A 15,598-nucleotide genomic window follows, 5' to 3' on the forward strand; every position below is an offset into this window, starting at 1 on the left:
ATAATAGATACGGTAATAATAAATGAAACATAAAGTAGTTTAATCAAATAATAATACACAAAACGAATAACTAAAACGAATAACTAAAACGTACGAATTATAGATTCTTATTCCATTGTAACTTAAAGAGTTGTAATATGACCTCCAAAAGCCTTACACCAATTCTTATTTGCCTGATTTTGGTGGCAACGTTGATCCCGCAGGCTGCATTAGCGGCACCGGCCGGCGTGTATCACACGGTCACATTTAATGTCGGGGGCGAAGACCCTTTTACACAACAAGTCCTGAACGAAACCCTCGTTTCTCAGCCGGCCGATCCGGCTGCCGGAGAGGACGGCATTCCCTTTTTGGGATGGTACGTCATGAACGGCAGCGTTCTTGAGCCCTATAATTTTAAGAAAATCCTGAAAAACGATTTGACTTTAACGGCAAAGTTTTCAGACGATCATTATATCCTGCTTTTTGACGACGGCCAAGGCGTTTACTTGGATGCGGTTGAAGTCGCCAAAGGCGATGCATTACCCGTGGAAAACATTCCGGTCAGAACGGACCTTCCGATTGAAAAAGGCATTGAATATTGGTCTTTGGATTCGGATGACAAGGAAAACACAAAAGTCGACTTCAATGATCTGGACTTTGAGAACAATGTTGTCGTTCTCTATCCGATGATTTCCGATAGAAACGTCGCCGTTTTCGTGACAAACGGCACGATCATTGAACCGCAGACCAACTTTGAACCATTTAAAGTCCTCAAACCGGATGATCCGGTCAGAGTCGGATACAACTTTGCCGGATGGACCGTGGGGCCGGAAAGCGACAGCGGAAGTTTCAACTTTGAAGATACCTATGTGGAAAACGGTACCAAAATTTATGCGCAATGGAGTCCCAAAGACGTCAACTACACGGTCAATTTCTGGAATGAAAAAGAAAATATTTCCGGCACACCGGGGCCGAATGACTATGAATTGGTTTACACCGTTGTGGTGGAAAACGGCGCTAAAGCCGGTTCAACAGTGACGTTCCCGATAAATACCGATCCGAGTCAATGGAGCGAAGCTGATAAATTGTATTTGGCCGGCAATAATAATACGCCGGTCGACCAAACCTTGAACTTTTCCACGATGACTCATTCGGAAAGTAAGACAATTTCAGGTTCCGGCGAAACGATCGTCAATGTTTATTACACGCGCAATATTTACAATGTAACATTTGATTTAACCAGAAATAATACAACGAGTACGAATCCGAAGCTTCCTGCCGGCGAGATCGTCACAGCAATCTTCCCCAACAGTGCAACAATTTCCGGCAACGGGACGACCACAGGTACATTGCCGGAGGGCATATTTTATGATCCGGATACACCCGGAATGTTCTCAATCAATGTCAAAATGGGACAAAATACCAGCAATATTTGGCCGCAGGAGATGACTTCTACAAACACAGCTGTTAAAGCCACCAACTGGAATGGTTATGCTTCTGTCGTTCAAACAAACATCTCAAAAGGTTTTATCAATAATATAACACACCCGCACAACAGCGGCTCCGCTGTGGTTAAAAACAGTTATGAAAACTACAGCCGAACAGATGTGCGTGATAAAACAATCATATTGGGATGGAAGAATGTCGCTTATACGGAACTTCGACATTATTACCAAGAGGTACTCCCCGGAGAAGAAGACGATAGCGGCGTTGTGGCATTTACCGGCAAAGGCGCCGATAAAACCGTTAAATATTATAAATATTATGCAGACGGCACGCCAAATAACCAATCATCCAATCCAAGTACGTCTGCGAGGGGATGGCCCGGAAAAGAATTCGAAGGGTTCTTGTCAATCATGAACGGTTCGGAATATAACGGCAATAGGATAAATATCAGCGACTATCAAGACATTGTCCGGGACGGCAATTCAAATCATTATGATATCTATTATTATATGCCGCGTCTCTCCTACGACTACACGTTGATTATTGGCAACGGAATGACGGATGAATCGATCGAAAAACTGGAACAAAACGGCTTCACAGTGGAGGGCAGCACCGCTCGGAAAACGGTGCTTTACGGAGACGAGATCGGAACGTTGCCTGCCGACATCACGGTTCAAGAGGGATATAACTTCAAAGGCTGGTACAGTGATGATGAATTGAAGGACGAATTCACCGGAACGATCGACGGCAGCAGTAAAATGCCCGCGCACCAAATTACCGTGTATGCGAAATATGAAGGAGACGCTTACACCGTCACCTATCATGACGGCAGCGACATCGTCGACACGCAGCAGTATCTGAACGGTAAATTCATCACCGAACACAATCTGACGAACAATCAGCCCTACAATAATCTGACAGTCGATCCCTACATGCCCGGAAGAGGCGAATTTTTGGGTTGGTTCTATCTGCTGAAAGTCGGAACGCAGACCTACATGGTTGAATTCCCATTAGATATTGAAATGACACAAAATTATGACTTGTACGCCCTTTGGGACTCAGAGGAATACACAGTTTTCTATTATAATTGGAACTTTGAAACGAACGGATACGACCTTGTTGAGAAAGTGACCTTAACGGCCGGACGCAACACACTGGCGACGAATGGTAAAAACGCACCAGTCCCGACCAAAACCGGTTATACGTTTGACGGTTGGTATATCCACGGGGGCGAGTTTGTCCAGTTTACAGCTGCGTCAAAAGTGACGGGTGATTGGGACGTTTATGCAGAATGGACACAGAACGACTATACTGTGACGTATGAAAATGGGACGAGTCAGCCGATCAGCAACATGCCGGTCAATCTGTCCGAGAAGCATTACAAGGATGAAATTTTGATTCCATCCGATGTTCCGGAATCTGACGGCATGATATTTTCTGCATGGGAAGATGTTGAAGGCAAAACCGTGTATCATCCCGGAGACATGTTTGAATTGCCGGCCAGAAACGTCACATTAAAGGCAACATGGGCCGGTATTCCGGACAGTGCGGATGGTGACAGTGCGGATGGTGAAGATGAAAGCGATCCGACGAGCGGCGGCGGATCCAATGGAACAGGAAAAGCCACCGTTACGAATCGTAACGACGGAACCAACATCATCAACGGCGCACAAGCAAACGAATCAGCCGGTTTCACACATGAATCCGTCGGGTCGCCATCCGGCGGCAACTGGGCCGTTGCCAACCTGGCCGCTGCCGGCGCCGGCATATTAATTGCCGCCGGTGTGGTTGCAAGTATGATCTTGAAGAGAAAAGACATCAAAGTCGACAAGTTCTTTGTCGTGAATGTCCTGGCTGTTGTCGTCGCGGTTGTTTCCGGCGGACTTTTCGCCTGGGGCGACGAACTGGGCGGCACCATGGTCATGACAAACGAATGGACGATTTACATTGTCTTGTTGCTCGTGATCGAAGTGGCGTTGCTTCTGCTGGGCAACTTGAATCTTTTGAAGATGAAATTGTCCAAAGAAGATGCGGAAAAAGCCGAATAAAATGCTTTAATAAACGCAATTGAAATAATGGAATACGAAAAACAGAAAAATAAAAAACAGAAAAACAAAAAATAATCAGGCAATGTAAAAAAACGGGAAACGGCATCATGCCGTTTTCCGTTTTTTTTTTGGATTATACTTTTACTTTTTTGAATTATACTTAATCGAAAAAATGTTTAATTTTTTCCGTCTTCGTGAGTCGGATCGATTGCAATGATATTGAATATGTTGTTTTCTTTAAATCCGTGAAGTCGAAACTTTTTATCCACATAAATGTGTTTCACTTGGACAGACAAATCTTTACGGAATTTCAAATTGCTGTTTTGATTTTCAAATCGTGTCAAAAACTCATCCCGGCGGCAATGATGCGCGCGATGTAAAAATTGACTTAATTTTTTGAGGGATTGGATATCCATTTCGCAAAAACACCGGTGTGCTCTTCTATTTGTTCCGCTCCCAAGATGTTCAAAGTTAAAATTCATAAACAAATCAATAGAAGGATCTGTCAGTGAATACTTCAATGAATCCGAATCCGGTGAAACACAAGTCATTGTTTTTAATTGAACCGTCGGCTTGAAATCCTTGATTTTTTTATTTTTAGTCATTTTGCGCCTCTTCATACACGCGCCGGTAAAATTTTTTCATGTCGTCAATCGAAATGATGTTTTCCGACGGCTCATATTCTTCAAGACCTTCGCGAGCGATAATCCATGGATCTTCATCATGTGTTAAAAATTCCAAATCATATCCTGAAAGGTCCTTGTACGTGTCCCACACCAATTCGAAAACATCCTCTGATTCTCCAAAATCTTTTTTCCCAAAAAGTTGGGGAATCGGCGTCCAGACGTAATTTTTATATTTTGAATAGAGGATGGAATTGACCGGTCCGTGAACCCAAGCTTGAAATTCATCCCTCCGGCAAAGCGGGCGGTCCAATAAAGCATAATGCCAAGCCACTGCGTAGTAACACAGTTTTTGAAGCCGTTTGTGCTGCACCGGACATTTGTTTAAAAACCAATCGGCGACATCCATAATGTCAAATTGTATGTTTTTGTTCATCGGGGAACCTCTTCAAATTTTTTTAAAAATGATTGTCTTTTCAATTTTTCTGAAATAAAGCAAAAGATGCGTGATTTCAATCTTATTTATCACTTTTTATATTTGTTTGAATCCGATAATTTTTCAAATTATATTAATCCGAAAATACGTGAACAGAAACCATTTAATAATCCCTTCTCTTTTTTGTTTCATTCATTTTTTGTTTTTTAATTTGTTTTTCGTTTTGAGGAAGTTTCATGAAGATCAGCCCGCGTTGTCCGTATTGTCTTTTGTCCCGCGTTCATTACCAATGCAATCTGTCCACAAACGATCCTGTTTTGGTGGAAACCGTCATGAAAGAGTGCTTGGGCGTCATGAGCCGGGAATACCGCGGCGGACGAACGTCGACGGACGTGGCGACCGCGGTTCACCGGAAATGTTACGCGGTGCTCAACGACAACGATCCGTACCGGCACGTCAAAAAAATCAACAACGAAACCGCACTTGAGATTTTGCCGTCGGTGTTGAAATTGATTTACGGCGCCGATACCGATGCCGACACTGACGCCTCCGGAAAGGCTTACACGCTTGACAACAGTCCGCTTCCTTTGGAAACGCTTTTCAAAAACGCGGTTTTGGCGGCGGTCATCGGCAACTATTTTGATTTCGGCGTGATGGGACACGACGCGTCGGACGAGGATTTTAAAAAGGAATTTGAAAACCACTTCCAAAAAGGATTGGCGATCGACGACACGGACGACATGCTCAACCGGCTGTCCAATGTGGTTTATTTGATTGACAATTGCGGCGAAATCATTTTTGATCGGGAAGTTTTGAAGATCATTCAAAAAATTCAAACCAATATGAAGAACAGCGGTCAAAAGACGAAACTCGTTCTCGTGGTGCGCGGAAAACCGATTTTGACGGACGTCACCATGGCGGAAGCGGAAGAGTTGAATTTAAAAGATTTCGTGGACGAAATCTTGACCACCGGCACCGACACGGTCGGTATTTCCGTTCGGGAAGCGCCGGCGGAAACGGTGGCGGCCATGAAAGACGCGTCGCTGATCATCAGCAAGGGCATGGCGAATTACGAAAGCCTGTCGGATGAAAATTTGGGTCCGATCGCGTTTTTGCTTCGGACAAAATGTGAAGTGGTGGCGGAATCTTTGGGACTGCCGATGGGCATGTCGGTGGCTAAAATGGTTCACGGGGATTGATCACGGAATTGATTTCAGGAACCGGCTCAGACTGATTCAGACTGATTCGGACTGATTCAGGGATTGATTTCAGATATTCAAATGAATGATTCAATTATATCTTTTAAAAATAATTATGGTTTAAAAACAAAGGGGAAATTTCAAATAATTTTCTTGGTTTCTTATGGATAATTTAATCTTTCAATTATTTTTTATTTAATTTTTATTTTTGTATCTATGACATATATCTTAAGTTCAAGAGGAAATGAAATGGCAAAAGTCAAAGTCGCAATCAACGGATACGGAACCATCGGAAAACGCGTCGCGGACGCCGTCGCTTTACAAGACGATATGGAAGTCGTCGGCATTTCCAAAACAAAACCGAATTTTGAAGCGCAAGTGGCCGCTTTGAAAGGATATGACATTTATGTGCCGGAATCGAGCAAGGATTCCTTTGCGAAAGCCGGCCTGAAAGTTGCCGGCGTGATTGAAGACATGATTGAAAAGGCGGACATCATTGTGGATTGCACGCCCGGAAAAATCGGCGTTACCAACAAAGCGCTTTACGAAAAGGCCGGCAAGAAAGCTATTTGGCAGGGCGGCGAAAGCAAAGACGTTTGCCCGATCTCTTTTAACGCGGAAGCGAATTATGATCAAGCCTACGGCGCCGACTTTGTTCGCGTCGTTTCCTGCAACACGACCGGTCTTTGCCGCGCGATTTATCCGCTCGACCAAAAATACGGCGTCGAGAAGGTTCGCGTGACAATCGTCCGCCGCGCGGGCGACCCGGGAGACATTAAAACCGGTCCGATTGACGCGCTGGTTCTCGATCCGGTCAAATTGCCGTCCCACCACGGTCCGGATGTGAAAACGATTATGCCGCACATCAACATCACGTCGGCCGCCATCAAAGCGCCGACGACGTTTATGCACCTGCACGTTCTCAACATCAAACTTAAAAAAGAATGCACGGCTGACGATGTACGGGCGTTGTTCCAATCCCGTTCCAGAATGAAACTGATTTCGGACGGCATTTCTTCGACCGCCGAAATTATCGAATTCGGCCGCGACTTGGGACGCAGCCGCAATGATATGTGGGAAAGCTGCATCTTTAAAGATTCAATTTCAATGGACGACGGCGAACTTTATTTCTTCCAGGCGATTCACCAGGAATCCGACGTGATTCCGGAAAACGTTGACGCGATCCGCGCCATGATGAAACTGGAAAAGGACAATTTGAAATCCATCGAAAAGACAAATAAAGCGATGGGCATCGGCTTATAATTTCAATTATTGCCGTTGTTTGGGATCTTTCGATTTGCCGGCGCTGCCGGCAAACGGATTGTTTAATCTGGCCGTTTCAGTCTTTTCAATGTATTTCTGAACATTTTCAATACATATTTCACACATATTTCGCACATATTTGATGCACATGGATCAACCGGACCAATTTTCAGATTGGGCGGAAAAATTCCGTCCGAAGACGTTTAAAGAAATTATCGGCAACAAAAAAGCCCTTCATGAGCTTCGCTTGTGGGCGGACGAATGGACCGTGAAGGTTCCGGAAAACCGCGCCGTCATTTTGTACGGTCCGGCCGGCGTCGGAAAAACAACGTCGGCACATGCGCTGGCGCGTGAGATGGGCTGGGAAATGATCGAACTCAACGCCGGAGATCAGCGAACGGCCGACGTCATTGACAAAGTGGCCGGCTCCGCCTCCCGGATGAGAACGCTTTTTTCACACGAAAAGGCTGAGGGCGACGACAAAGGGTCGGACAAACGTTTGATTGTTTTGGATGAAGCGGATAATCTGCACGGCACGTATGATAAAGGCGGCAGCAAAGCGATTTCCGACGTCATTTCCAAAACGACGCACCCGATTATTCTTATTGCGAACGATGTTTACGGGATCACGCAAACCATTCGTTCTCAATGTCTTGAGATTCCGTTTTCAAGCATTCAAAGTCGTTCCATCGTTCCGGCACTGAAACGCGCGTGCGACGCGGAAGGGTTGGTTTGCGGCGAAGACGCGCTGATGAAAATCGCGGAAAATGCCGGCGGCGACCTTCGAAGCGCCATGAACGATTTGCAGGCGTGCGCGGCCGGGAAATCTGAAATTAAAGCGGAAGACGTTGTGGTTTCCGGACGCGATGTGAAAGAAACGATTTTTAAAGCCCTTGTCAAAGTGTTTAAGGGTAAAAACCGAAAAGAAGCTTTGGACGCCGTCGGAACCCTCGACGAAACGCCGGAAGACTTGATCATGTGGGTGGATGAAAATCTGCCGCTTCAGTTTCCGGACGATCCGAAAGCGCCGGGACCAAAAATGGTCAATCCGGACATCGCCAACGGTTACGCCGTTTTGTCGCGCGCCGATCTTTATTTGGGCCGCGTGCGGCTGCGCCAAAACTACCGGATGTGGCGGTACGCCGGTTTTATGATGACGGTCGGTCCGATGTCGGTCCGTTCCAAGGAATATACCGGATTTATCAAATATTCGTCGCCGTCCGGCTGGAAACGGATGGGGCAAGCCAAGTCGATGCGTTCCATGCGGGACAACATCGCCGTCAAGATTTCTGCCCGCCATATGGATTCGATGCGGGTTTCCCGAAACGAATTGATCCCGTATTACATGCGCCTCATGGAAAACGAGGATTATGCCGTCAACTTGACGGGCGTTTCCGATTTTGATTTAGACGAACTTGTTTATTTGCTGCGCGCCAAATCCGCCACGAAAGCCGTTCAAGGCGTCTACGACAAATCGCGCGCGATTGCCGCCAAACATCACGGCGCCGAGCCGGAATTCTTTAAAGAGAAAAAGCCGCGCAAGGAAAAAGAAGATAAGAGCCAAATGACGCTTGAAGAAATCGCAGCGGCTGCCGAGAAGAAAAAGCAGTTGGATGCGGAAAAGCAAAAGGCAGAGGCGGATGAGAAAGCCAGAAAAGAAAAAGCAGAGAAAGGTGAACCGCCGAAAAATCAGAAAAGTTTGTTTGATTTTTGATTTTTCGAATCTTTTTTTATTTTAATTTTTTCTTTTTGGCGAGCCGCTGCGCGCGCGTTATGGCATACATTTTTGTTTTCGTTTTTAAAAATCGTGTGGTCACTTTTTACAAATGTCAAGCAAACCATCCCGTAAAATCAGATGCGAAGCATCTGTATTTTACGGATATCGCGAACTGATACAGTTGAGATGGAAAACTGTAGGTGCAAATTGGTTTTATTCTGTATTTGCAAACTGTAAATGCAATCCGAAATCTAAAAACAGTTACCCGTATGTGCAATCTAAACTGTAAAATATAAGCAGTAGGTGTAATCCGTACTGTAAATTGGAATGTATCTACTGATCGGATTCCGCAAAATACAGACGCAAAGCGTCTGATTTTGCGGGGCGGCTTGCTCGATTTGGATAACCGTTTGCGGGATGGTTTGCTTGATTTGGCATAAATGTTTGCAGGTCGGTTTGCTTGATTTGGAATAAAATTTGAGGATCGGTTTGCCTGATTCCGATTTAATGTTGTTTTTAAAAATTTTATTTTTCAAAACAAACTTTTTAAAATATACAGGTAAATATAAAAACATTCAACTCCTTTCTTTTTCCATGACTGCCTCTCTTTACAGCCGCTTGCAAACGGCTCAATCGGAACTCGAATCTTATCAAAAATCACGTCAGGACGACCAACAACAATCTTTTCTTTATTTCGTCCGCTTTTCCGAAAGCGTGAAAGGAATCATGGACGACCTTTTCAAGGAAGTCGTCGACATGGAATCCGGGATGGAAACGTCTCTCATTGGAAGGCACAACGCCAATACCGTTGCAGCCGTTCGAAATTCCGCGCGCAAAAAAATCGCGGAAAACAAACTCAAATCTCAAGCGGCTGAATTTCCGGCGTCGAAGCGCTGGACAAGCAAAGGAATCGACGCGCATATGGAACGGGTCAAAGAACTGGAGCGGTCGGCTAAGGGCAGCATGCAAACGATGGACGAACTGGAGTCTTTCATCACGAAATATATGACCGTTGCCAACTACAAACTGGCGCGGGACAATGTCGTGGTCGGGCTTCAGAAACGGAAAACCAATCCGGACTTTTCGGTTGACAGCCTGATTGACGCCAAATACCGGATTTTTGTCAACAGCGGCGACATTAAATCAGTCAACGTCATTTTTGATTTTCTGATTGATGAGATCGACGCGCCGGAACTGGCGGAAATCGGCGCCATGAATTACGTTCAGTTCAAATACGTGATGATCTCGGCGATTGACGCCGCCCGCATCAGCGCCGAATTTTTGCCGAGCTACGAAGTTTACCGGTTCGCCGCAGGCCTTCCGAAAAACCCGACCGAAAATTCCGAGCTGGTTCAGAAAACGCCGGAATTGATTGCGTTTACGGTCGATAAAATGAAAAACATGATGAAGCTCGCCAAATCGTACGAGAATTTTGAAAAAGACGAAGAAAAAGTGATGAGCTGATCGTTTTTTTTATTTTATTTTTATTTTTGAAAACCAATCCTTTCTTTTTTTAAATCAAGAGAATGTGCCGCCGTAACGCGCGCGGCGCCGGGCACAAAAAAATGAACATGAAACGAAATATCTTTCGTTTCATATTCCTTTTTTAATTGTCGCTCAAAATTGCACGAAGACCGACGACGGTTTTTTCGACGTCTTTGGCCGGAATCGAGAACAACAATTCGTCGTCCATGATTTTGGTGTAAGAACGGCTGCCGCTGCAGCCGATTGTCATGTTCGGTTTGTTGTTTTTCATGACGTGGGCCACCGCGTCGGAACAAACGCTTTGTTTTCCAGAGAATGCCGCCTCAATCCGGCCGCCGTCCCGGTATTCGTAGCCTTGCGTGAGAAGCATGGCTTGCTTCGGATTGCAAATGAAAATCACAACATCGGGGTCGTAGTTGACGGTTTCAAGCGGCGCGTAAAGTGCGGCAATCCGGGTGTTGGGTCCCAAAAATGTGATCAGGTCGACGGTTTTTTTTGCGCTTTCCACGGTTTTGAAGTGGTGCAGTCCGTCGCAATAGAACTGTCCGCTGCGGACCTTGTCCGGAAGAACGCCCAGGCCGAGCGCGGCGGCGCCGCCTTTGCATTGGTGGTCGTCGTACGTCGTCGAAAAGCTTTCGCCGGTCCGGCGGACGTAGTCCGTCATTTGGCAGTGGCGCATCTGTTTGTCAATTTTGTTCATGCCGGCGGGAATGTCGGATTCGCGGCCGGGCTCAATGAGCTTGACGGCAACCGGAGATCCGTTTAATTTTAAAAGGTCTTTGAGCTCGTTTCCGTAGGCGTTTAATTGTGTGCGTTTTTCTTGGTTTTCAGTCATTTTCTCCACCTCAAGTTTAAGATTAAGTCAAAAGATTATATCTATTTCATGATTTATTTATCCGGCAAAATAAAAAGATATTGTTTGATTTGTTGACCTATTAAATATGTTGATCTATTGAATATCAATTGATATGATCTGTCTCATTTTATTTCATTTAATGTTTGTCAAGTATTGTAAATTTAACGAAAAATAGTTCAAAGGTTTACATATATGTCTTCTTTTCCACATTTTCTTTATTTTCATGCGTAAGGTTTAAATATATCCGTCAATTCCTAAAATTTAGAAAGATATTTGGAGTTTCGATTTTTTCAGACGGAAATCGGCAAATAAAGGGTTGCTTCTTTCTGTTTTTTATTTGTAGTCCGATCCTTCTTTGAATATCTTTTTGATAGTCAAACCAACAAGCCGATTTCTCCCATAAAATACATATAATACTTTGATTTTTATAGACAAAGACCCCCGAAAAGGAAGGTCGGCTAAATATTTTAATGAAAATACATTATGAAAGACAGAATGTCTCAAAAACGAATCCGAAATCCAAACTGTTCGCCAAATTATCATGAATGTTCTCAATCATTAAATTTTATGATCTATGAATGTCATGAATTTTGGAAAATAAGCGGATTAATTTCAGGTGATTGAATGAGTAAAACAGTAGAATATAAACCAACAACAAGACATGAGGGACACACCAATTTGGTCTTAACGGTCGATGATGAAGGTATCGTCGAATACGGCGCGTATCACAGCGTGACGCCCGTCCGTGGATTTGAGAAATTCCTGACCGGAAAAGTCGCCGATTTCGCACCGATTGCGGTTTCCCGGTTCTGCGGCATTTGCCCGACCTCTCACTCCGTCTCCGCCGTCGAGTGTATCGAAGACGCCTGCAACATTGAGCCGACCAAAGACGGTTTGATCTTGAGGGAACTCACCGGCATCGGCAACAAAATGCAATCCCACCCGCTTCACCAGTTCCTCGTTTCCCCCGACTATGTTCCGGCCGAGGACCGCGTGGAAGTCATCAAAAGAATCCAAGAAATGAGACGCATCGGTCAATATTTCGTGGACACCATCGGCGGCGAAGCCATTCACCCCCCGAACGTCAAAATCGGCGGTATGGCCAAGAACATCACGCCCGAAGCTAAAAATAAACTCATCGAACGCGCCAAAGAATACCAAATCTTGGCGGAAATCCAGTCCGAATACATGATGGACATTTTCAACAAAGGAAAACTGGCTGACGGTACCGAAATTCCGGAAAAGCTCGGCGTTCACAAATACCCGACCCTGGCCACCAGTTTGACCTACCGCGACCGCTCTTTATACAACCACGCCGACACCGTCGAAGTGTCGCCGTTTGAGGTTTTCCCCAAAGAAGTCGCTCTTCACGCTTGTACCAACGTTCCGAAATACAAAGGCAGCTTGGTCGAAGTCGGTCCCCGCGCCCGCATGGCCAAATTCCAAGGTTTCAAAGAACAAGGAACGCTTGGCATCCACAAAGCCCGCGCGCTTGAAATGTGCCACTACGCGCCCAGAGCGCTTGACTTGTTGGACGCGCTCAACACCAACGGCGCCCCGCGTTCGGAAAGCCCGATCGTCGGCGACGGCGAGAAAGTCGGCGTCGGACCCTTTGAAGCCGCCCGCGGCCACAATGTGCACACCGCGGTCATCGACCGGAGCGGCCGCATTGTCGACTACACCGCCATCGTTGCCACCACCTGGAACATTCCGATCATCGGCGAAGCCACCATCGGCCAACACTACAAGTTTGCCGAACACGTTGCCCGCGCCTACGACCCCTGTGTTTCATGCGCCACGCACATGATTGTCAAGGACCAGGACGACAAAGTCATTGACGAAAAGGTGTTCCAGTAAGAACGTTCACGTTCACCGTTCGTTCATCGCAATGCAGATTAAAATGCAGATCATAAAATAATCATAAGAAAACATGTCAAACTGAGAGGGTAAAAATTGCCGGAATATTTGGAAAAAGAAGTCCTTGTATTGGGCTGCGGAAACATCTTGTTCGGAGATGACGGATTCGGATTCCATGTCGTCAACCGTTTGAATGAACTCAAAACGGGCGGCGCGGGAAGCAGCTGCGATGCTTCCGTTTTGTCAAACGACAAAATCGGGTTCATTGACGCCGGGACCGGTGCGTCTCACTTCATTCTTTCCCTGATTGACGAATCCACGATTATTCGAAAGATTATCATCGTCGACATCGTTGATTACGGGCTCGTTCCCGGGGAAATGATCAAGCTGTATCCGAAAGATTTGCCGAACATTCCGAAATATCAAATTGACGCGCATGATATGCCGCTTGCGGGCATGCTGGTCGATTTGAATAAAGATTTCGGAATCGACGTCGTTGTCGTCGGCTGTCAATACAAGAATATGCCGGCGCCGGACATTTGTATGGATTTGTCTCCCGAAGCGGAAGGATCCATTGACAAAGCGGTCGACATGGTTTTGGATGAATTGCAGATGCTGGAATTTTAACGGTTGAATTGAAAACGTTACGCATTGTATTCAGATAATTTAGATTGATTTCATAGGAATAATAAATAATTGAATAAAATCGGGTGATAAATTGGTAAGAGTCTCACACGTCCACTTAAGCGGATGTACGGGGTGTCTCATTTCATTTGCTGACACTTACGAAAAACTGCTGGATATTTTAAACATGGTCGATTTGGTCTACGCCATTACGTTGGCAGACGAATTGACCCAAATTACGGAAACGGAAGACAAACTCACAATTGCGCGCAACTATCCGGAAAATGTGGATATTGCGCTTGTGGAAGGCAGCGTCTGTTTGGACGACCACCATGCGGTCGAACTCATCAAAGACGTCCGCGCCAAATCCAAAATTGTCGTTGCGCTCGGCGCTTGCGCCACCACCGGCTGTGTGACAAGATTCAGCCGCGGCGGTCAAAACCCGCAGCCGACCCACGTCGCATTCGTTCCTGTTTGCGAAGTGGTGCCGGTCGACTTTGCGATTCCGGGCTGCCCGCCGTCGACGGACGCCATCGTGAAGTTCGTGGTGGCCGCGCTTGAAGGCGACACGGACTACTTGGAGCCGTACGCCGAATTCGTGAAGAACAAAGACGCCAGCGGCGACGACTTGTGGAAACGCGTCATCAGCCAGGGCCTTTGTATGGGCTGCGGCTCTTGTTCCGCCGCTTGTCAAACACGTGCGATTGAAATGTTTGAAGGCAAACCGGACGTCCGGATGGAACTCTGTATCAACTGCGGTTCCTGCATTATGCAATGCCCGAGAATCAGAATGCCGAAAGCTAAGGGAATTTTGGGGGTATAAATATGTCATCTGTCGGAGAATATATTTCAGTGATTGCCGCCCGGTCGACGGACCCGGAAATTTTAAAGCGGTCCCAAGACGGCGGTATTGTGTCGGCCGCCTACATTTACGGTCTTGAAAAAGGCCTCTTGGACGGCGTGATTGTGGCGAAAACGGAAGAGGGATTCACCCCGAAACCGAAAATTGCCCGCACCAAAGACGAAGTTTTGGCTGCCGCCGGCACGAAATATTCCTTGTGCCCGAACGTTTCCATGGTCAAGAGCGCCGTTAAAGAATACGCGCTTGAGAAAGTCGGTTTCGTCGGTACCCCGTGTCAAGTCATTGCCATGCGCAAAATGATGCAGTACCCGGCCGGATTCCGCCTCACCGCCGGAAACATCGGCCTTGTGATCGGTATTTTCTGTATGGAAAACTTCCCGTACGAAGGCATGAAAACGTTGATTGAGGAATACGCCGACGTGAAAATGGGCGACGTTCTCAAAACCGATATCGGAAAAGGAAAACTCTTCGTTTATCCGAAAGACGGCAGCGAGCCCAAAGCCATTCCGATCAAGGAAACCATGCCGTACGAGCAAAAGGCCTGCCACATCTGTATGGACTACACCTCCGAATACGCCGACTTCTCCACCGGATCAGTCGGAACGCCGGACGGCTGGAGCACCGTGCTCATCCGCAACCAGCGCGGCAAGGACTTCATCGACCAGATGATTGCCGACGGCAAACTTGAAACCCAGCCGATCGACATGGAAGGAAAAATCGGATTCCCGCTTCTTGAAAAATTGTCCGTGGACAAAAAGACGAGAAACGCCAAGGAAATCGAACACCGCCTCGAAATGGGCTTGCCCGTTCCGTACTAATGAAAACCGGCGCGAAAGCGCCAAAACATACTCTTCATTCACCTCAAAATTGAAAGAGAAAAGCAGCAGTTGTCTGTTTTCTTCTTTCTTTTTTGATTGAGTTTTGAGAAAATCTATTTTGTGTGTGTTTTCTTTTTTATTGTTTTTTTCGGGCGGCTGCGGCGCGCGCGTTATGGCGATGATTTTGACCGCGTGTCAAAGAAAATTAGGTCGCATTTTTTTTAATATTTTGAATCCATCTTTCAATTTCTATTTTTTCAGTTGTTGATGATTTTAAAATAACTTCTTCTGGTGTCGTTTTATATATTGGGGTATTTCTTTTTTGGAAATTATATACAAGAAAATTGTATTCAATCGACATCAATTTAAAAATGCTTATATCTTA

General features: G+C 46.0%; 13 protein-coding genes. 9 read left to right on the top strand and 4 right to left on the bottom strand.

Annotated features, from left to right (window positions below):
- Nucleotides 1–137: 137 nt before the first annotated feature.
- Complete coding sequence (locus tag MsAg5_RS07155) at nt 138–3,473, top strand: InlB B-repeat-containing protein (protein ID WP_338099941.1); 3,336 nt, start codon at nt 138–140, stop codon at nt 3,471–3,473.
- Nucleotides 3,474–3,649: 176 nt separating this feature from the next.
- Here the strand turns inward: MsAg5_RS07155 and MsAg5_RS07160 are convergent, their stop codons facing one another.
- Both MsAg5_RS07160 and MsAg5_RS07165 read right to left on the bottom strand, forming a co-directional pair.
- Entirely contained in the window at nt 3,650–4,078 is a 429-nt protein-coding gene (locus MsAg5_RS07160; RefSeq protein ID WP_338099942.1) for an MAG6450 family protein, read from the bottom strand.
- The gene (locus tag MsAg5_RS07165; RefSeq protein ID WP_338099943.1) at nt 4,071–4,532 is read right to left on the bottom strand and encodes a Panacea domain-containing protein; all 462 of its coding nucleotides are present in this window, start codon (nt 4,530–4,532) and stop codon (nt 4,071–4,073) included. Before MsAg5_RS07165 ends, MsAg5_RS07160 begins: the two co-directional genes overlap by 8 nt.
- Nucleotides 4,533–4,768: 236 nt before the next feature.
- Here MsAg5_RS07165 and MsAg5_RS07170 point away from each other — a divergent pair, with 236 nt between their 5' ends.
- The 4 genes from MsAg5_RS07170 (at nt 4,769) to MsAg5_RS07185 (ending at nt 10,175) form a co-directional block, all read left to right on the top strand.
- Nucleotides 4,769–5,731 carry a damage-control phosphatase ARMT1 family protein gene (locus tag MsAg5_RS07170; RefSeq protein ID WP_338099944.1) on the top strand — a complete coding sequence of 321 codons (963 nt, stop codon included), beginning with the start codon at nt 4,769–4,771 and terminating at the stop codon, nt 5,729–5,731.
- Nucleotides 5,732–5,980: 249 nt separating this feature from the next.
- A complete protein-coding gene (locus MsAg5_RS07175; RefSeq protein ID WP_338099945.1) occupies nt 5,981–6,994 on the top strand; it encodes a type II glyceraldehyde-3-phosphate dehydrogenase in 1,014 nt (337 codons plus the stop codon).
- Nucleotides 6,995–7,142: 148 nt separating this feature from the next.
- On the top strand, nt 7,143–8,708 hold the full coding sequence (locus MsAg5_RS07180; RefSeq protein ID WP_338099946.1) for a replication factor C large subunit: 1,566 nt from the start codon (nt 7,143–7,145) through the stop codon (nt 8,706–8,708).
- Between the two features lie 597 nt (nt 8,709–9,305).
- Nucleotides 9,306–10,175: a hypothetical protein gene (locus tag MsAg5_RS07185; RefSeq protein ID WP_338099947.1), complete on the top strand. Its 870-nt coding sequence runs from the start codon at nt 9,306–9,308 to the stop codon at nt 10,173–10,175.
- 142 nt (nt 10,176–10,317) lie between these two features.
- Here MsAg5_RS07185 and MsAg5_RS07190 read toward each other — a convergent pair whose 3' ends face one another.
- Complete coding sequence (locus MsAg5_RS07190; RefSeq protein ID WP_338099948.1) at nt 10,318–11,031, bottom strand: DUF169 domain-containing protein; 714 nt, start codon at nt 11,029–11,031, stop codon at nt 10,318–10,320.
- A 645-nt stretch (nt 11,032–11,676) separates the two neighbouring features.
- Between MsAg5_RS07190 and frhA the strand changes: the two genes are divergently transcribed.
- The 4 genes from frhA (at nt 11,677) to frhB (ending at nt 15,213) form a co-directional block, all read left to right on the top strand.
- Nucleotides 11,677–12,909: a coenzyme F420 hydrogenase subunit alpha gene (frhA, locus tag MsAg5_RS07195; protein WP_338099949.1), complete on the top strand. Its 1,233-nt coding sequence runs from the start codon at nt 11,677–11,679 to the stop codon at nt 12,907–12,909.
- Between the two features lie 96 nt (nt 12,910–13,005).
- Nucleotides 13,006–13,536 carry a coenzyme F420-reducing hydrogenase, FrhD protein gene (frhD, locus tag MsAg5_RS07200; protein ID WP_338099950.1) on the top strand — a complete coding sequence of 177 codons (531 nt, stop codon included), beginning with the start codon at nt 13,006–13,008 and terminating at the stop codon, nt 13,534–13,536.
- A 91-nt stretch (nt 13,537–13,627) separates the two neighbouring features.
- A complete protein-coding gene (frhG, locus tag MsAg5_RS07205) occupies nt 13,628–14,356 on the top strand; it encodes a coenzyme F420 hydrogenase subunit gamma (RefSeq protein ID WP_338099951.1) in 729 nt (242 codons plus the stop codon).
- Nucleotides 14,357–14,358: 2 nt separating this feature from the next.
- On the top strand, nt 14,359–15,213 hold the full coding sequence (gene frhB / locus MsAg5_RS07210; protein WP_338099952.1) for a coenzyme F420 hydrogenase subunit beta: 855 nt from the start codon (nt 14,359–14,361) through the stop codon (nt 15,211–15,213).
- Nucleotides 15,214–15,418: 205 nt separating this feature from the next.
- On the opposite strand, the gene MsAg5_RS07215 is transcribed toward frhB, so the two are convergent.
- Complete coding sequence (locus tag MsAg5_RS07215; RefSeq protein WP_338099953.1) at nt 15,419–15,574, bottom strand: hypothetical protein; 156 nt, start codon at nt 15,572–15,574, stop codon at nt 15,419–15,421.
- Between the last annotated feature and the right edge of the window lie 24 nt (nt 15,575–15,598).

Source organism: Methanolapillus africanus (assembly GCF_032714475.1).
GTDB lineage: Archaea > Halobacteriota > Methanosarcinia > Methanosarcinales > Methanosarcinaceae > Methanolapillus > Methanolapillus africanus.